This window comes from Nocardia sp. NPDC001965 (genome assembly GCF_053594175.1).
In genome coordinates this window covers 571,665-587,910 of record NZ_JBSFDZ010000001.1, presented here as the reverse complement: position 1 = coordinate 587,910, position 16,246 = coordinate 571,665, and the positions used below count along the sequence as shown (strand labels likewise).

Annotated in this window: 16 protein-coding genes and 1 pseudogene; 11 read left to right on the top strand and 6 right to left on the bottom strand. The window is 66.4% G+C overall.

The genetic code is table 11. The features are described 5' to 3' along the window. The 4 genes from dgoD to ACWCPQ_RS02660 all read left to right on the top strand — a co-directional run bounded on the left by dgoD (window position 1) and on the right by ACWCPQ_RS02660 (window position 4,352). Window positions 1-1,149 carry a galactonate dehydratase gene (dgoD, locus tag ACWCPQ_RS02675; protein WP_449893901.1) on the top strand — a complete coding sequence of 383 codons (1,149 nt, stop codon included), beginning with the start codon at window positions 1-3 and terminating at the stop codon, window positions 1,147-1,149. Between the two features lie 11 nt (window positions 1,150-1,160). Continuing rightward, window positions 1,161-2,492, top strand: coding sequence for an MFS transporter (locus tag ACWCPQ_RS02670; RefSeq protein WP_449894401.1), 1,332 nt, complete (start codon window positions 1,161-1,163; stop codon window positions 2,490-2,492). Between the two features lie 96 nt (window positions 2,493-2,588). Then, the gene (locus ACWCPQ_RS02665; protein ID WP_449893898.1) at window positions 2,589-3,164 is read left to right on the top strand and encodes a DUF2165 domain-containing protein; all 576 of its coding nucleotides are present in this window, start codon (window positions 2,589-2,591) and stop codon (window positions 3,162-3,164) included. 99 nt (window positions 3,165-3,263) lie between these two features. Next, on the top strand, window positions 3,264-4,352 hold the full coding sequence (locus ACWCPQ_RS02660) for a methyltransferase (protein WP_449893896.1): 1,089 nt from the start codon (window positions 3,264-3,266) through the stop codon (window positions 4,350-4,352). A 25-nt stretch (window positions 4,353-4,377) separates the two neighbouring features. Here ACWCPQ_RS02660 and ACWCPQ_RS02655 read toward each other — a convergent pair whose 3' ends face one another. Continuing rightward, window positions 4,378-4,887: a CGNR zinc finger domain-containing protein gene (locus ACWCPQ_RS02655; protein WP_449893893.1), complete on the bottom strand. Its 510-nt coding sequence runs from the start codon at window positions 4,885-4,887 to the stop codon at window positions 4,378-4,380. Between the two features lie 26 nt (window positions 4,888-4,913). Between ACWCPQ_RS02655 and ACWCPQ_RS02650 the strand changes: the two genes are divergently transcribed. Next, window positions 4,914-5,078, top strand: coding sequence for a hypothetical protein (locus ACWCPQ_RS02650; protein ID WP_449893892.1), 165 nt, complete (start codon window positions 4,914-4,916; stop codon window positions 5,076-5,078). Window positions 5,079-5,197: 119 nt separating this feature from the next. On the opposite strand, the gene ACWCPQ_RS02645 is transcribed toward ACWCPQ_RS02650, so the two are convergent. Further along, the gene (locus ACWCPQ_RS02645; RefSeq protein ID WP_449893890.1) at window positions 5,198-6,598 is read right to left on the bottom strand and encodes an MFS transporter; all 1,401 of its coding nucleotides are present in this window, start codon (window positions 6,596-6,598) and stop codon (window positions 5,198-5,200) included. Window positions 6,599-6,938: 340 nt separating this feature from the next. Between ACWCPQ_RS02645 and ACWCPQ_RS02640 the strand changes: the two genes are divergently transcribed. Together ACWCPQ_RS02640 and ACWCPQ_RS02635 are read left to right on the top strand one after the other, a co-directional pair. Then, window positions 6,939-8,129 carry an L-talarate/galactarate dehydratase gene (locus ACWCPQ_RS02640; protein WP_449893888.1) on the top strand — a complete coding sequence of 397 codons (1,191 nt, stop codon included), beginning with the start codon at window positions 6,939-6,941 and terminating at the stop codon, window positions 8,127-8,129. Between the two features lie 94 nt (window positions 8,130-8,223). Further along, window positions 8,224-8,868 carry an endonuclease gene (locus ACWCPQ_RS02635; protein WP_449893886.1) on the top strand — a complete coding sequence of 215 codons (645 nt, stop codon included), beginning with the start codon at window positions 8,224-8,226 and terminating at the stop codon, window positions 8,866-8,868. A gap of 207 nt (window positions 8,869-9,075) precedes the next feature. On the opposite strand, the pseudogene ACWCPQ_RS02630 reads toward ACWCPQ_RS02635, so the two are convergent. After that, window positions 9,076-9,339: pseudogene (locus ACWCPQ_RS02630) on the bottom strand (DUF302 domain-containing protein); the annotation flags it as partial. Between the two features lie 254 nt (window positions 9,340-9,593). Between ACWCPQ_RS02630 and ACWCPQ_RS02625 the strand changes: the two are divergent. The 4 genes from ACWCPQ_RS02625 (at window position 9,594) to ACWCPQ_RS02610 (ending at window position 14,218) form a co-directional block, all read left to right on the top strand. Beyond that, window positions 9,594-10,334, top strand: a complete 741-nt coding sequence (locus ACWCPQ_RS02625) for an SCO6745 family protein (protein ID WP_449894399.1) — start codon at window positions 9,594-9,596, stop codon at window positions 10,332-10,334. Between the two features lie 520 nt (window positions 10,335-10,854). Next, window positions 10,855-12,435 (top strand): MFS transporter, encoded by a 1,581-nt coding sequence (locus ACWCPQ_RS02620; protein WP_449893884.1) that lies wholly within the window; start codon window positions 10,855-10,857, stop codon window positions 12,433-12,435. Between the two features lie 231 nt (window positions 12,436-12,666). After that, window positions 12,667-13,617 (top strand): hypothetical protein, encoded by a 951-nt coding sequence (locus ACWCPQ_RS02615; RefSeq protein WP_449893883.1) that lies wholly within the window; start codon window positions 12,667-12,669, stop codon window positions 13,615-13,617. Between the two features lie 55 nt (window positions 13,618-13,672). Continuing rightward, the gene (locus ACWCPQ_RS02610) at window positions 13,673-14,218 is read left to right on the top strand and encodes a type VII secretion system-associated protein (protein WP_449893881.1); all 546 of its coding nucleotides are present in this window, start codon (window positions 13,673-13,675) and stop codon (window positions 14,216-14,218) included. A 141-nt stretch (window positions 14,219-14,359) separates the two neighbouring features. On the opposite strand, the gene ACWCPQ_RS02605 is transcribed toward ACWCPQ_RS02610, so the two are convergent. From ACWCPQ_RS02605 to ACWCPQ_RS02595, 3 genes are all read right to left on the bottom strand, one after another. After that, window positions 14,360-14,992: a glyoxalase gene (locus tag ACWCPQ_RS02605; RefSeq protein ID WP_449893880.1), complete on the bottom strand. Its 633-nt coding sequence runs from the start codon at window positions 14,990-14,992 to the stop codon at window positions 14,360-14,362. A 159-nt stretch (window positions 14,993-15,151) separates the two neighbouring features. After that, on the bottom strand, window positions 15,152-15,664 hold the full coding sequence (locus tag ACWCPQ_RS02600) for an OsmC family protein (protein WP_449893877.1): 513 nt from the start codon (window positions 15,662-15,664) through the stop codon (window positions 15,152-15,154). A gap of 82 nt (window positions 15,665-15,746) precedes the next feature. Next, window positions 15,747-16,208: a hypothetical protein gene (locus ACWCPQ_RS02595; RefSeq protein WP_449893874.1), complete on the bottom strand. Its 462-nt coding sequence runs from the start codon at window positions 16,206-16,208 to the stop codon at window positions 15,747-15,749. Between the last annotated feature and the right edge of the window lie 38 nt (window positions 16,209-16,246).

Sequence of the window (16,246 nt, the reverse complement as noted above, 5' to 3'; positions counted from 1 at the left end):
ATGAAGATCGCGTCGATCGAGACGTTCACGTTGCCACCGCGCTGGCTGTTCGTGCGTATCGAAACCGATGACGGTGTCGTCGGCTGGGGCGAACCCGTACTGGAGGGGCGGGCCGCATCGGTCGCCGCGACAGTCGAGGAACTCTCGGATCATCTGATCGGGCAGGACCCGGGCCGGATCGAGGATCTGTGGACGGTGCTCTACCGGGGCGGTTTCTATCGCGGCGGCGGTATCCATATGAGTGCCCTGGCGGGTATCGATCAGGCGTTGTGGGATATCAAGGGCAAGTCGCTCGGTGTCCCGGTGCACGAACTACTCGGCGGCCGGGTGCGGGATCGGATCAAGGTCTACTCCTGGATCGGCGGTGACCGGCCCGACGAGACGGCGAAGGCCGCCCGGGACGCGGTCGGCCGCGGTTTCACCGCGGTGAAGATGAACGGGACCGAGGAACTGCAGTATCTCGACACCTGGGACAAGATCGACCGCTGCGTGGCGAATATCGCCGCGGTACGGGACGCGGTCGGGCCGAACATCGGAATCGGGGTCGACTTCCACGGCCGGGTACACAAACCGATGATGAAAGTGCTGCTGCGCGAATTGGAACCGTACCGGTTGATGTTCGTCGAGGAGCCGGTGCTGTCCGAACATGTGGACAGTGTGGTGGATGTGCTGCGGCAGTCGCCGATTCCGATCGCGCTGGGGGAGCGGTTGTTCTCCCGCTGGGATTTCAAATCGGTTATCGCCTCGGGCGCTGTCGATATCATCCAGCCCGACCCGTCGCACTGCGGTGGCATCACCGAAGCGCGCAAGATCGCGCATATGGCCGAGGCCTACGATGTGGCCCTCGCGCTGCACTGTCCGCTGGGGCCGATCGCGCTGGCGTCCTGCCTGCAGATCGACGCGGGTTGCTACAACGCGACGATCCAGGAGCAGAGCCTCGGTATCCACTACAACACCACGAACGAGTTGCTCGACTATCTGGTGGATCCGGCGGTGTTCACCTACGCCGAGGGGCAGGTGCGGATTCCGGCGGGGCCCGGTCTCGGGATCGAGATCAACGAGGAATACGTGGCGGAGCGGGCCGCTGTCGGACATCGATGGCGCAATCCGATATGGCGTCACAGTGACGGTTCTTTCGCGGAGTGGTGACCATGAAAACAATGCTCGACAAACGCCCAGCCGTATCCGGCGCATTGGCCGCCAAAGCGAGTAAGGCCCGCATTCTCATCGCGGTCATGCTGTTCCTGACCGTGGTCATCAACTACATGGACCGCGCGAACCTCTCCATCGCGGTGCCCGCCATCGCCGACGAGATGGATCTGTCCTCGGCGCAGCAGGGTCTGCTGCTGTCCGCGTTCGGCTGGACCTATGCGGCACTACAGATTCCGGGCGGCTGGTTCGTCGACCGCGTGCCGCCCCGGGTCCTGTATCCCGCCTGCCTGCTGCTGTGGTCGCTGGCGACCGTATTCATGGGCATCATCGGCGGTTTCGTCGCGCTCATCGCACTCCGGCTGCTGGTCGGCGTCTTCGAGGCCCCGGCCTACCCGATCAACAACCGGGTGGCAACGGCCTGGTTCCCCGAACGCGAACGTGCCTCGGTCATCGGGTTCTACACCTCGGGTCAGTTCATCGGCCTCGCCCTGCTCACTCCGGTGCTGTCCTGGCTGCAATCGGTACTGAGCTGGCACTGGGTGTTCATCTTCACCGGTGGTATCGGTGTGCTGTGGGCGCTCGTCTGGTATCTCGTCTACCGCGAACCGCGCGAATCGCGGGCCAACGAGGCGGAGATCGCGCATATCCGTGAAGGTGGCGGTCTGGTCGACCTGACCGATTCGCGGCCCGAACGTACCCGGGTGACCAAGAGCGATATCGCCACGGTGCTCGGGCGCCGGAAACTGTGGGGCGTGTACCTCGGGCAGTTCTGCCTCACCTCCACACTGTGGTTCTTTCTCACCTGGTTTCCGACCTATCTGGTGAAGTATCGCGGTATGGACTACATCAAGTCCGGGTTCCTCGCCTCGTTGCCGTTCATCGCCGCGGTGATCGGTGTGCTCTTCTCCGGTGTCTTCTCCGATTTCCTGCTGCGGCGTGGTGTTTCGCTCGGTATCGCCCGGAAAGGTCCGATCGTCGCGGGCCTGCTGCTGAGTACCACCCTGATCGGCGCGAACTTCACCGATTCGACCGCGCTGGTGATCGTGTTCCTCTCCGTGGCGTTCTTCGGCAACGGGTTGGCCTCCATCACCTGGTCACTCGTCTCGGCGCTGGCCCCGGAGCGGCTCATCGGAATGACCGGCGGAATGTTCAACTTCATCGGCAACCTCTCCGGTATCGCCACCCCGATCGTGATCGGGTTCCTGGTCACCGATGCGAGTTTCGCTCCCGCCTTCGTCTATATGACCGTCGTGACGGTGCTGGGAATCGCCTCCTACGTCCTGCTGGTCGGACGCGTCGAACGGGTCCGGGAATCCCGGCCGGCCCCGGAGGTGCGGTAGCGGCTACCGGGCTGCGCCTCGATGAGGGAGGCGCAGCCCCCGGCCCGGGGAACAGGTCCCGTTGTGGGGGATCGGGGGATAGGACATGATCCCCGGATGTCGACCACATCGGATCCGGCGCCGAACCCGAAGGCCCGGCCTCGCAACGGTTTTCTCGATCTGCTGGGTGGCCGGGAGTCGGCGGTCGCCGTGCTCGCCGCCATCACCGGCTTCTACTATCTGCTCGTCGCGATAACCAACTGCACCGATACCGAGACCAATCGCCGGGGTGTCGCCGCAGTGTTGTCGATGGAACAGACCATCCACAACTCGGGTACCGATTGGCGGGCGATCGGCAACGGGACCGTGGCGCTCGTCGCCTATATCTGCATCGTCGGCTGGGAATTCCTGATCGCCTTCGTCCTGCTCGCGGCGGCGATCGTCTGGGCGCGTGCCCTGTTCGGCCGGGCGGCCGTGGCGGGTACCGCCGCGAAATTGTCGAGCCTGGGCTGGACGATGGCGGTCCTGCTGTTCGCCGGCGGTTTTCTCACCGTCGGCGGCGAATGGTTCCGGATGTGGGCCAACGACGAGGTGAACGCATCGTCGGCCGCGCTTCAGAATTTCCTGATCGCCGCGGTGGGGTTGATACTCGTTCATCTGCCGCGGTCCGGAGAGCACGGCGATATCTCCTAGCCTGCCCGGCCCGGGGCCGACACGGCGCCGCCGTTGCCCGGACCAGTCCGCGTGAGGTCGTAGTCTCAGGCGGATAACCGGTCCACCACAGGAGTCGCGATGCTCTCCGATCGAAGGAAGACACCGCCGCGGGCCGTTGTTCGCGCGGTGGAGCGGGTCCGAGACGGGCTGGCCGGGGTACATCGGCGGTTGATACCCGGTCATTTCGCGCTGCTCGAGATGGTTGCCGCGGGCTGGCTGTCCCAGGCGATCCACGCGGCCGCCGCCCTGGATATCGCGGGCGCCCTCGCCGACGGGCCGCGGGACGGCACCGACCTCGCCCGGGCGGTCGGGGCGGATCCCGACGCGCTGCACCGGCTGCTGCGGCTGCTGATCGCGCACGGTATCTTCGCCCGCCGCCGTGACGGTCGTTATACGCTGACGCCGACGGCCCGGGCACTGCGGCGGGACGCACCTGTCCCGCTGCGGGACGCGGTGCTTTTCTACGGCTGCCCGATCCATCGTGACCATTGGACCCATCTGGTGGACGCGGTCCGTACCGGTGCACCGGCTGTGCCCGCCCAGATGTTCTTCGAACTGATCCGCACCGACCGCGAACTCGGTGAGTTGTTCGACCGTGCCATGGCCGATATCGACGGGCTCGGGCAGAACGCGGTGCTCGCGGCGCACGATTTCGGCCGCTACCGGTCGATCGTCGATATCGGCGGCGGCCGGGGCGCGCTGCTGTCGGAGATACTGCGCCGGGTACCGGACTGTACCGGGATCCTGTTCGATCTACCCGAGGTCGTGGCCGATGCCCCGGCATGGCAATCGGAGGCAGGCGTGACCGGCCGGTGCACCGCGATCGGGGGATCGTTCTTCGAGGCTGTCCCCGCCGGTGCGGACGCCTACCTGCTCAAACACATCCTGCACGATTGGTCCGCCGAACAGGCGGGGCAGATCCTTCGTGCGATCCGCGCGGCGATGCCGCCGACGGCCCGGCTGCTGGTGATCGAACTCGTGCTGCCCGAACGGGATCGCCCACATCCGGGCAATTTCATCGATCTCGAGATGCTGGTGAACACCGGCGGCCGGGAACGTACCGAATCCGAATACCGGGCCCTGCTCGCCGATTCGGGATTCACCCTGCTCTCCTGTACGCCGACCATGTCACCGGAGAACGTACTCGAGGCGATGCCCGCCCCGTGACCGCGGTCTGCCCGCGGTGCCGTGATCACCCGGTGCCGCGGGCCGCGCGGGCTCGGTGCCTGGCCACATTGACCCGGTTGGCGCACCGTTCGGAGCAGAAGCGACGGCGGCCGTTACGGGAGATGTCGATGAATACGCGCGGGCAGTCCGCCCGCCCGCACCGGCCGATCCGGCCGGGCGCCGCACAGTAGAGTTCGGCGAGCCCGGCGGCCGTATAGGCCTTGACTCGTTCGTCGATCGCTGCGCTCTCCTCGGCGTAGTGCAGGTGTGGTGCGCGACCGTCGTGGGTCGAGATATAGGGGCGGCTCGTGGTCTCGGCCAGGAGCGCGTTGATCGCTTCGACGCCGGGCGCGCGGAACACGGCATCCAGGCGGCCGGTCCAGTGGCGCAGCTCGGCCGCCTGGCGGGAGCTCATCGGGCCGATCGGTTTGTACCCGGCGGCCTCCAGCAGTGCGGTCAGATCCTGGTCCGGCGGCGCGTTGACCAGCCGTGCCGCGAGTTCGGCCGCCAGACCGCCGTAAGGGTTGAAATGCACAGAACCATTACAGCAGACTTCAGGGCATGACCGTCACCTGTTCCGCATGTTCTTGGCCCGACCCCGGTTTGATCTCCGAGCACGGCGCGGTCCGCTACTGGCGCTGTGTCTGTGGGCAGTGGCTGGTGAGCGAGGCCGATACGGTCACCGCGTCCCCGGGCGGCAGCGATCTCGCGGAGGCTCGTGGCTGATCTCCCCGCCGTCGGGTCCGTCGGTCCGGGGGAGGGGCGATCGGCGGCAAGGGTGGAAACAGCAGAGCCCCGGTGCCGCCTCGACGTCGTGGACGGAAACCGGGGCACCTGCTCCGCGGTCAGCTCCGGGCGACGCGACGACCCTTCCGGGCCCGGTCGGCGGCCTCCATCTCCGCCAGGCTCAGGCGCGAGATGGGCCCGACGATGAACACATACGAGACCACCGCGAGCAACGCGCAGGCGCCGACGAAGATCAGGGCCCAGTCGAAGGACCCGCTGTCGCCGACCAGATAGCCGATGACGATGGGCGTGGTGATCGCGGCGATCGCACCGAAGGTGTTGAAGACCCCGCCGCCGAGTCCGGAGATCTCCTTCGGCGACATATCCGACATGACGGCCCAGCCCAGCGCGCCGAAACCCTTGCCGAAGAACGCCAGTGACATCAATGCCACGATCAGCCAGGACGATTCCACGTAGTTGCAGATCACGATGGCGCCGGCCAGCAGCAGTCCGGCCACGATCGGCGTTTTGCGGGCGGCGGTGAGCGACCAGCCGTTGCGGATGAGCAGATCGGAGAACAGGCCGCCCGCGATACCGCCGACGAACGCGCAGAGGGCGGGCAGGACCGCGATGAAGCCGGCTTCCAGGATCGACATCCCGCGATCCTGGACCAGATACACCGGGAACCAGGTGAGGAAGAACCAGGTGATGGTGGTGATGGCGAACTGTCCGAGGAACACTCCGAAGGTCATCCGATTGCGCAGCAGCATCGCGATGTAGTGCAGTTGGACCCGGCCCGATGTCCGGGGGTCGGTATTCGGTTGATCCATGTCCACCTGTGCGCCACCGGCCTCGATGAAGGAGAGCTCACCGGCGGACAACCGGGGGTGGCGTCGTGGGCTGTAGATCACCTTGGTCCAGAGCAGGGCGAACAGAACGCCGATTCCGCCGATGACGGTGAATACGTGCTCCCACCCCAGCGCGGTCACCAGCCATCCCATCAGCGGTGCGAAGACAATGGTGGAGAAGTACTGGGCCGAGTTGAAGACCGCGGACGCCGTACCGCGCTCGGAGGTGGGGAACCAAGCCGCCACGACACGGGCGTTTCCGGGGAAGGCCGGCGCTTCGGCCAGGCCGACCAGGAACCGGAGCATGAACAACAGCCCCACCGCGGTGCCCATGCTGAAGTTGCCGATGAAACCCTGGAACATGGTGAACAGCGACCAGGTGAGTACCGCGCAGCCGTAGACCCTCTTGGAGCCGAACCGGTCGAGCAGCCAGCCTCCCGGAATCTGGCCGATGAGATACGACCAGCCGAAGGCCGAGAAGATATAGCCGAGCGTGATCGAGGAGATGCCGAATTCGTTCTGGATCGCGTCGCCGGCGATGGATACGGTGGCGCGATCGGCGTAGTTGATGACGGTGACCGCGAAGATCATCGCGAGTACGGTGAACCGTACCGCACCCGTTTTCGTGCTCGGGGTGATGGCCGGTTTCGCGACCGTGGGGCTGGTGGTCAACGGAGAACTCCTCGGGGACTCGCGCGGCACCGGAAGCCGGGTGTCCCGCGTCACACTTGCTGGTTCAGGTGACGGTACGCAGTGCAATGCATTCAAGTCCAAGCCCATTTTCGGATGGATCAATACCTTCTCGGTATTCTTCTGCCTCTCTTCGCCGGTCGGGTTCCCGGTCCTTCGGTCGGGTCCGATCGGTCGGTGGCCGACGCTGCCGGCCCGGGTCACTCGATTCCCGATCGGTATCGGATGATCCAGAACAGGTGTTGGACTTGAATCGCTCGTGGTCGTTAGCGTGTGCCACAACGCACGGCCGGGCGAGGCCGCCCATCCGCAAGGAGGCAGTATGAGCATCACAACCCCCACTTCCGATCCCTACCGGGCGGCATCCGCATCGAACTCGTCCGTCGCCGGCGGAGGCGATCCGATCGAATCGGTGAAACTGTCCTCGATCGTGCTCCCGTTGCGGAATCCGATCAGCGACGCCAAAGTGCTGACCGGCCGGCAGCGGCCCATGACCGAAGTCGTTTTCCTGTTCGCCGAGATCCGCACCGAGGGCGGTCACGAGGGCATCGGCTTCAGTTACTCCAAGCGGGCCGGCGGCCCGGCCCAGTTCGCGCACGCCCGTGAGATCGTGCCCGTACTCATCGGCAAGGACCCCAGCGATATCGGGAAGCTCTGGACCGAGCTGGTGTGGGCCGGTGCCTCCGTCGGCCGCAGCGGTGTCGCCACCCAGGCCATCGCCGCCGTCGATATCGCGCTGTGGGATCTCAAGGCCAAACGTGCCGGTCTTCCGATGGCCAAACTCTTCGGCGCGCACCGGGATTCGGTCCGCACCTACAACACCTCCGGTGGCTTCCTGCACACACCCATCGAGGAGGTCATCGACAACGCCACCCGATCACTGGAACTCGGTATCGGCGGTATCAAACTCAAGGTCGGCCAGCCCGACTGGAAACTGGATATCGCCCGCGTCACCGCGGTCCGGGAACATCTGGGCGACGACGTGCCGTTGATGGTGGACGCCAACCAGCAGTGGGACCGCCCGACCGCGCAGCGGATGGGCCGGATCTTCGAGCAGTTCGATCTGGTCTGGATCGAGGAACCGCTCGACGCCTACGACGCGGAGGGGCACGCGATGCTGGCCCGGAGCCTCGACACTTCCATCGCTACCGGAGAGATGCTGGCCAGTGTCGGTGAGCATGTGCGGCTCATCGAAGCGGGCGCGGTGGATATCATCCAGCCCGACGCACCGCGCATCGGCGGTTTCACCCAGTTCATGAAGCTCGCGGCCCTCGCCGAGCACAATCATCTGCAGCTCGCGCCGCATTTCGCGATGGAGATCCATCTCCACCTCTCCGCCGCGTATCCCCTGGAAGCGTGGGTGGAGCATTTCGACTGGCTCGATCCACTGTTCGACCAGCACCTCCGGATCGGCGACGGCCGGATGCATCTCTCCGAACGCCCGGGGCTCGGCTTCACACTCAGTGACCAGGCCCGCGCCTGGACCGTGGCGACCGCGGAGTTCGGTCGCTGACCGAGCTGTCCGATGAGTGGGGCGTGCCGAGACCCGCCGGGCCGGAGGTGTGAATCGGGCGGCGCAGGGTAGCGCGAGCACGAGAGGAGGACCGATGAGCAACCGAGACGTTGTGCACGCACTGCTCGACCGGGCGGGTACCACCTACGCCGCCGAAGCCGGAATCGCCCTCGATGACAAACCGGCCCCGCTGTTCCAGTTGCTGATGCTCACCGATCTGCTGAGCGCCCGGATCTCCGCCGATATCGCGATCGCCGCGACAACCGAACTGGTGGACAGCGGCTACCGCACCGCGCGGAAGGTCGCCGACGCCGACCGGCAGGACCTGGTCGACGCGCTCGGCCGCGGGCACTACCGTCGCTACGACGAGAGCGCTGCCTCGCAGCTGAGTGAGGCCGCCACCGCCGCGATCGAAAAATATAACGGTGACCTGCGAAAACTTGCCGAAGAAGCCGGTCGCGACACCGGACGGGCGGCCGGCCTGATCCAGCAGTTCAAGGGTATCGGTCCCACCGGCGGCGATATCTTCCTGCGCGAAGTGCAGGACGTGTGGACCTGGGTGCGTCCCTATTTCGACGAACGCGCGTTGCGCGGGGCGGCCGAACTCGGTCTGCCCACGGAGCGCCGGGAACTTGCCCGACTGGCGCCCCCGGATCGCGCCGCCGAGCTCGCCGCCGCGCTGGTCCGGATCGGCCTCGACGATGACGCGGCCGCCGCCGTACGTTCCGCGGCCGGCTGACCCCGGGGCGGGCCGCGCACCCCCGGCGCCACCGCTCCACGGAAGGAAATGTCGCGATGACCGAGCTACAGCCCCTGGACCCCGGTTTTCTCGAGTTCGAGGACGCCGACCGGCGGATAGGTCCCGGTATCGCCGTCGTCGCGATCATGGGCGGAGCACTTCCGCAGCGCGCGGTCGGTGCGCTCGCGACCGATGTGCCGGGGCCGGAGCGGGAATCGAGCGGACGATCACATTGCGCGGCAGCAGAAACCCGATATGCCGATCCACTGTCTCGGCTCGCTGGGCGAGCGGCGGATTGCACGCGCCGAGAATGAGGTGGTCCTCCCTCTCGGCGCCGAGCTTCGCGTGCAGGGTCGCACGCATATCGATCTCGGTGAGAATGCCGAACCCCTGTTCCGCGAGGGTGGTGCGGGTGCGTTCGACGGCGTCGTCGAAGCCGGTGTGCAGGGTGGCCGACAGTGCCGAGTCCAAGATCGATCGTCTTCTTCCGTATCTCCCTGGGTGGCCGTCGGGATGGGTTTCCGGAAGGCGGATCGGTGAGCTGCCGCCGCTCGGGTACCCCGCCCGCGCTGTGCACACGCGTGCGTCGTTCCGGCCGACCGGAAATGGCCCGACCCGGTGCGAGTCCGGATCCGGCCAGGTTCGGCACGTCTCGCCGATCGTTCCCGTACGGCGTAAGAACTCGCTAGTGTGGGTCGGAGTTCAGGATGGCGAAAGGAACGAAGATGTCGGTGGGTGGCACGGTGAACGCGCATATCCAGCAACTCGGTGGCGGGTTCATGTTCTCCCGGGAGGCGCGGGAATACGCGGCCGAAACGGGCGTGGACGAGTTCTTCGGCCCGTACACCCGCGGCCGCGGCGGCGTACTGGGCGATGTGGACGCCGAGGTCGTCACCGCGGCGTTCGGTTTCTTCCCGCACCAGTCGATCCGCGCAGCGTGGGAATCCGTGTCGATGCCCGCCGGGAAGGCAGCGCACCGGTACGCACGCGCCTGTCAGGATTTCGGTCGGCGGAAACTGGGAACCTTCGAGGCGGCCGCGCGTCTCGCCGAACTGCTGGAGGCCGTGGTAGCCGCGGCGGATCCCGCCGGGCTCCCACTGTTCGCGGGCTGGCGAGCCGTTCCACTGCCCGGCGACGCGCCGGCCCGCGTCATGCAGCTCGCCCATGTGCTGCGCGAACTCCGCGGCGGACTGCATCTCATCGCGGTGCGCGCGGTGGGAATCACCCCGCTGCAGGCGGTTCTGATCTCCGGCTCCCCGCTCAACGACGGCCCCGGCCAGGCGCGCTGGTACGGCTGGCCCGAACCGTTCGAGCAGATCACCGACGAGATCCGCGGGGCCTGGCAGCGTGCGGAAGCGATCACCGACGACCTCATCGCGCCCGCCTTCGCCGTCCTCGGGGAAGAGGAGGGCACCGACCTCGTCCGGCTCGTCGCCGCCGCGCATGCTGCGACCTTCGCCCGCTGAGATCGCCTCGGCCGATCGATGATCGAGCGGTCCCGGTCACCGGACATCCGGTGGATCCGGAGAAGGCGTTCATCGTACGAGATCCCGGCGGCGTTCCAGAGCCCCGTCCCCGGTCCTGCGGGCCTGGATGGAAGCAGCCCGACCGGCCGGACGCACCCGCAGCTGATTCTGCCGGGCCGCGAAAGGCGAAGGCGCCCAAGCTGTCTACGGACACCGGAATTTCACATCCTCGGCAACTCGGCCGCGGGGCCGCCGGATATCCGGTCGCGAACTCGGATGCCCGGCCAGTGGAGCGCGCCGCTGCCGCCGCGGATCGCTTCCCGCCGTTGACAGCACCGTTCGCCGCGACGGGGTACTTTGTCCCTGCGCATGGCTCCGGGCCGGTTCTGAACAGCACGGAAACCATGTGACGACGACGCCGGGGTGCAGCGCGCTGCACCCCGGCGCCGCCGAGTCCGGTGGCCCGTGAACGCGAGCCGACCGGACCGATGCGTCACCTCGGAGAAAGACACGGCACGATATGAGTCAGCCCGAATCGGCTACCCGCGAACATTCCGCTACCACCCCCGATGCGACCGGTGCCGAGGCCACCCCGCCAGGCCGCTGGCTCGTACTGGCCGTGGTCTGCATCGGCACCATGATGACCTTCGTCAACGTGTCGTCGACGATCGGTGGCCTGGCGATGATCCAATCCGATCTCCATTCCGGCTCCGCCGCGGCGGTCTGGATCAGCAGCGCCTACAGCCTCGTGGTGGCGAGTCTCGTACTCGGTGCCGGCACCCTCGCCGATCTCGTCGGCCGCCGGCTCGTCTTCGCCGCGGGTGCCACCCTTTTCGGTCTGGGAAGCGCCGCGGCCTTCGCATCGCACAGCACCCCGGCGCTGATCGCCGCCCAGGTAGTCATGGGAGTGGGCGGAGCCATGGTGCTGCCCGCGGGTCTGGCGATTGTCAGTCACACCTTCGCCGACGCACGCGAACGCACCGAGGCGATCAGTGTCTGGGCCGGGAGTTCGGGTCTCGGTCTGGCGGTCGGCCCGCTGGTCGCGGGCGCGCTGCTCAACGCGTTCTCCTGGCATTCGATCTACATGATCAATGTCGTACTCGGTGCCCTCGCGCTGATCGGTGCCGTCGCTTTCGTGCGGGAGAGCAAACAGCCCGGACGCAAACTCGACCCGATCGGTATCGTGCTGGGCACCCTCACGGTGGCTGCCCTGACCTACGCGGTGATCGAAGGCGGCGCATCCGGATACACCGCCGGACATATCCTCGTCGCCTACGCCGTGCTCGTGATCGCTCTCATCGCTTTCGTCCTGCACGAGATCCGCCACCCCGACCCGATGCTGGATGTGGCGCTGTTCCGCTCGCCCTCCTTCAGCGCGGTCATGGCGGTCGCCGCGATCACGCTGTTCGGCTTCACCGGGACCGCGCTGGTCACCGTGCTCTACCTGCAGCACGTCCAGGAAACCTCGCCGTTCGGTGCCGGACTGCGCCTGCTGGTGATGTTCGTGCCCTTCATCCTCGTCAGCGCCCTCGCCGGTCGGCTCGTGCACCGCACCGGCTTCAAAACCATGCTCACCCTGGGGCTGGTCGTCATGGCGGCCGGTGTCTTCGCATTGCTGGCCGCACCGCCCGAACCCGGATTCGCACGCGTCTGGCCGGGACTGCTGCTGGTCGGCATCGGCAGCGGGATGCTCGTCGCGCCGTCCACCGCAGCGGCCGTCATCAGTGTCCCGTTGCACCAGGCTGGTATGGCCAGCGCTGCGGTCAATATGTTCCGTCAGGTCGGTAATGTCCTGGGTGCCAGTATTCTCGGCACTATTCTGACCACCCGGTTCGCCGCCGATCTCACCGATGATCTGCATGCGCAGCAGCTTCCCGACGAAACCGTGGGCAAGATCGTCGCCGCCACCGGCGAGGGCAATATCTCGGCCTCCTCGCTCCCGCCCGCGCTCGCCGACCGCGTCGTGCACGCGGTGCACGAGGCGTTCACCTCGGCCGATCATCTCGCGCTCACTGTCGCCGGTGCGGTCCTGCTGATCACCGCGATTCCGGTCGTGTTCTTCGTCCGGCAACGTCCGGCGCACACCGCGCCGGCCGACTGACACCAGCGCCGACGTTCCCGGCCGCCCGGTACCACGGTTCCCCCCTCCGGACACCGGGGGCGACCGGGCGGGCCCGGTGGCTCGACTCCATCCCGCGCAGCGTGACGTTTCTCAGCTCCCGCGGACACTGTCCGCGACCGACGTCCCGAATCGGCTCCCCGCGTCCACTCCGGCTGCTGTTCCAGCTGTTGGGTGCTCGAAATGCCCAGCCGGTCTTCGATACTGGATATCGTGGACAGCGTGGACAGCGTGGACAGCGTGGACAGCGAGCTCATTCCCGGCAGAGGTCCGGCTTCGCTGGTACGAGATGCCACCGAGACGATCGTGCGATTGGCTGATGACGGAACGCGTGACATCCGCAATCGGTTCGACAGGTTCGCGGGTGATATTCGCGATTCCGCAGGGAATGCAGAGAAAGTCGATGAAACCGGTGCGGATGTCGTAAAGAAAACCCGTCACGGATTGACTCACGTATTTGGACACGACCGCGACGGCGTGATTCGCCATTTCAGGCTCGATCGAGTGCGCAGCGTTCCGCTGGTGGATCACGAAGGGGAAATAGTCGGTGTTGTATTCCCGACGAAGAAGAGCACCGAAATCGATATGGGAGACGAGGAACTATTTTCGGCTTGGGCAAGGATGCCGAACCGGTTGAGTGACACCGAGTTCATTCCGGAGACCCGCGTCGTCTCGACCGGCGACGCGGAGGAAACGACCTTCGATGCCGGGCCTCCTCAGCGTGCTCCGTGGGCTGATGACGCCGAGGACGGGACGATCGTCGTGTTCTCGCACGCGGGCCCGAATGGGTATCGAATCGAGGCGGATGTGAGCATCGACGGCGATCCCGACTGGAGAGTCCTATCCCTCCCCGGAGGATTCTTCGGAGATGTGCTCGCGACGAACGACTATTTCCGGATCGCTTCGCGAGCGGGTCCGCACAAGCCGCTGTTGATGCTGGCATGCAGAGCCGGCGACCCCGCGTATCCACACGCTGAGCGGGCTGCCTCGGCTGTTCACCACGCGGGTATGAATCACGATGTGTATTCCACGGTCGGGCTCAACGGCATAACATACAACCCCGTTCGTGGAACGGCCGAACTGGCCGTGGAAGTGCCGGAAAACGCGCCGATATCCGATGCTTTCACGATCATTCGAGCCCCGAATGGCCCACCCGTCCGGTAACGAGGATATGTTATCGGACGGTGCGGGATACGGAACCGAGGCAAGGTGAGGCGTTGTGGGAGATCCTCCACCGGAAGCGATCCGGCGCGACAACTGGTTCGTGCTGGTCGATCCCGGCTGGGACCGAACGAGTTCGGTTGCCTCGCCGCCCGCGGACGCGATCGTGGGTGGATGGGAATTGCACGCCGACGGTACGACCGGACCGTTTCGGCCGAATCCTCGTTACCGTCCCAGTGCCTTGAACGTGCCGACCGACCCGATCGACGCTGTACTACGACTGATCGTCACAGGACAGTCGCTCGGCGCCGAACTGGTCGCCACTCTCCGTGACTCGATTGTGGAAATCGGCTGCGATACACGCAATCGACCACTGCTGGGTGTTGCACCCGACAACACGCCCTGCGCGGTCGTGACCACGGCGGAATCACAGAAGGCGCATGTCGACGTCGATCGGTGGATTCCGGTGCACGGCAGCAAGCTCATCGATGTCATCCCGGATGGCGCCGATATTCTCATCAATCCCACCAGCGCGACTCCGTTCCGGCTCCGGAGCGACAGACTTCGTTCGGCCGAGACACACGATCGGGAACGAACTGAATAACGTGTCGCCCGAAGCCGATAGCATACCGCTGTCAGGTGTGGCCTCGGCCACCGTGCATTCGTGGGAGGTGGCCCGCTCGCCGGAGCGGAAAAGAAACCGTCAGGCGCGTGGCCCGCTCTGGTCGCGGTGCGTCGGTGCTTGTCAGGCTGCTGTGGATTCCCAGAGGAACCCGTCCGGATCGACGAACGTGCCCGCGCTGCCGCCGATGACAAGACGGTGTGAACCGCTGCCTTCCGCCGCGATGCCGGCATCCTTGGCGGCGGCGCGGCGGCCGTAGAGCGCGAGGCCCACCGGTGAGTCCGGGGTCGCGAATTCGACGTACTTACTGCCGAAACTCTTCGCCACGGTCAAACCGCGGTCGACATAGAACTGTTTGGTCGCCTTGACGTTGTCCACGCCGAGCAGCAGCACGACCTGGTCGATTTCCCGAGTGGCCGGACCGGTGTCCTTCTTGTTGGAGGTGGTGATCTTCCAGATCGCCCCGTCCGGTGCCGTAACGACGCCGCCGTATCCCCAGAAGCTCTTGGTGGCCGGTTTCAGCGTGGTGAAACCGGCGGCGAGCGCGGTGCCGACGAGGCTGTCGACGGTGCTCGGCTGGGATACCACGAGGGAGATGATGAAGCCGCGGAAGCCGCTCGTGGGTTCCTGGGTCGCGCGGAAATCCAATTCCGCGCCCAGGCCGAAAGCAGCGGCATAGGTCGCCCGGGTGGTGTCGGGATCGTCCACTCCGAGGTGGATGTTCAGGGTGGTGGTGGTGGATGTCGTGGTCGTCATGCCGATAACGTTAATTCTCGCCCCGGGCCGGGTGCTTCTCGATTCCTGATCGGTCTCGGGGGATCGTCTCTCGGCGGTCGGTTGTGGTCGGCCGGGATGTGACCGGCGCGCCCGGAAAACGCGGTGCAGGGCGCACCGATCGCATCGGGCCCGTTGTGATCAGGCAGTTTCCAGGGTGGTGTGCACCGGTGTCGCCCCGGTCGTCAGATCGAGGACGGGGCAGTGCGCGTCGACGGCGGCCTGTAGTTCGGCGTAGCGGTCGCCGGTCTCCGGCCCGGAGATCCGCACCCGTACCCGTACCGCCTGGAAACCGGCACGGACACCGTCGTCGAGGCCGAAGAAACCGCGGACGTCCAGATCGCCTTCGGCTTCGACGGACAGTTCGTCGACCACTATGCCCAGCCGCTGCGCCCAGAACCGATAGGTGACGATCTGGCAGGAGATCAATGCGCCCAGATAGATCTCCACCGGGTTGGCGGCGGTATCCTCGCCGCCGAGGGCCGGTGGCTCGTCCACCCGGAAATTGTGTGCTCTTGCGGTGATCGTGCTGCCGACGGCGCCTTGCGGGGCACCGGAGGCACGGAACACCGCGGCGGCGTTCGCGGGGTTCTGCCGGACCGCCTGGGCGGTGGCGTCGGTGATGTCGTTGAGCGCTGTGGTCCCGGTCGTCATAGCCGCGACGCTAGATCCGCGGTGTGGTATCCGACCAGAATTGTGCTCGCGCTGAGGACAACCGGGGTGGTGGGGCGGGATGTCACCACATGACGACGAAGGAGTTGTCGGCCGGGTCGACGACGATATCGAGCCTATCGCCGACCGCCCAGGGTGGCCGCCCGGCCGTGAGTTCGCAGGCGGCGTCGAAGGTCTCGAAACCGGTACCGCTGATCCGGATCCTGAGCTCGGCGACCTCGGTGTCCTCGCCACCGCCGCGTATCCCCTCGACAGCGATGATCTCGGCCGTCGCGGGCAGCCCGGCCGCCGCGAACCGCCTCGCCGACCGCCGCCACTCCGCGACGGCGAAGGCGAGCGCCACACCCAACGGCAGCGTGACGAGGCCGGGGCAGAGACCGTCCCACCAGGACTTGCCCCACAGCGCGAAGGCAGGCCCCATCAGGATCATCCCGGCCGCCGCGCAGTAGCCGAACGCGCCGGCGACCGGGCCGATGGGCGTGAGCTGCCGAGGCTCGGTCCGTTCCGGCTCTCCCCGGTGTCTCATAGTCGAACTCTGCCACAACCCCGGCTCTCGGTGAGCGC

Coding starts and splice junctions, on each gene's coding strand:
- ACWCPQ_RS02595 (WP_449893874.1), bottom strand. CDS start 16,208: ATGAGACACCGGGGAGAGCCGGAACGGACCGAGCCTCGGCAGCTCACG.
- dgoD (WP_449893901.1), top strand. CDS start 1: ATGAAGATCGCGTCGATCGAGACGTTCACGTTGCCACCGCGCTGGCTG.
- ACWCPQ_RS02650 (WP_449893892.1), top strand. CDS start 4,914: ATGACCGTCACCTGTTCCGCATGTTCTTGGCCCGACCCCGGTTTGATC.
- ACWCPQ_RS02665 (WP_449893898.1), top strand. CDS start 2,589: ATGTCGACCACATCGGATCCGGCGCCGAACCCGAAGGCCCGGCCTCGC.
- ACWCPQ_RS02620 (WP_449893884.1), top strand. CDS start 10,855: ATGAGTCAGCCCGAATCGGCTACCCGCGAACATTCCGCTACCACCCCC.
- ACWCPQ_RS02625 (WP_449894399.1), top strand. CDS start 9,594: ATGTCGGTGGGTGGCACGGTGAACGCGCATATCCAGCAACTCGGTGGC.
- ACWCPQ_RS02600 (WP_449893877.1), bottom strand. CDS start 15,664: ATGACGACCGGGACCACAGCGCTCAACGACATCACCGACGCCACCGCC.
- ACWCPQ_RS02605 (WP_449893880.1), bottom strand. CDS start 14,992: ATGACGACCACGACATCCACCACCACCACCCTGAACATCCACCTCGGA.
- ACWCPQ_RS02635 (WP_449893886.1), top strand. CDS start 8,224: ATGAGCAACCGAGACGTTGTGCACGCACTGCTCGACCGGGCGGGTACC.
- ACWCPQ_RS02640 (WP_449893888.1), top strand. CDS start 6,939: ATGAGCATCACAACCCCCACTTCCGATCCCTACCGGGCGGCATCCGCA.
- ACWCPQ_RS02670 (WP_449894401.1), top strand. CDS start 1,161: ATGCTCGACAAACGCCCAGCCGTATCCGGCGCATTGGCCGCCAAAGCG.
- ACWCPQ_RS02660 (WP_449893896.1), top strand. CDS start 3,264: ATGCTCTCCGATCGAAGGAAGACACCGCCGCGGGCCGTTGTTCGCGCG.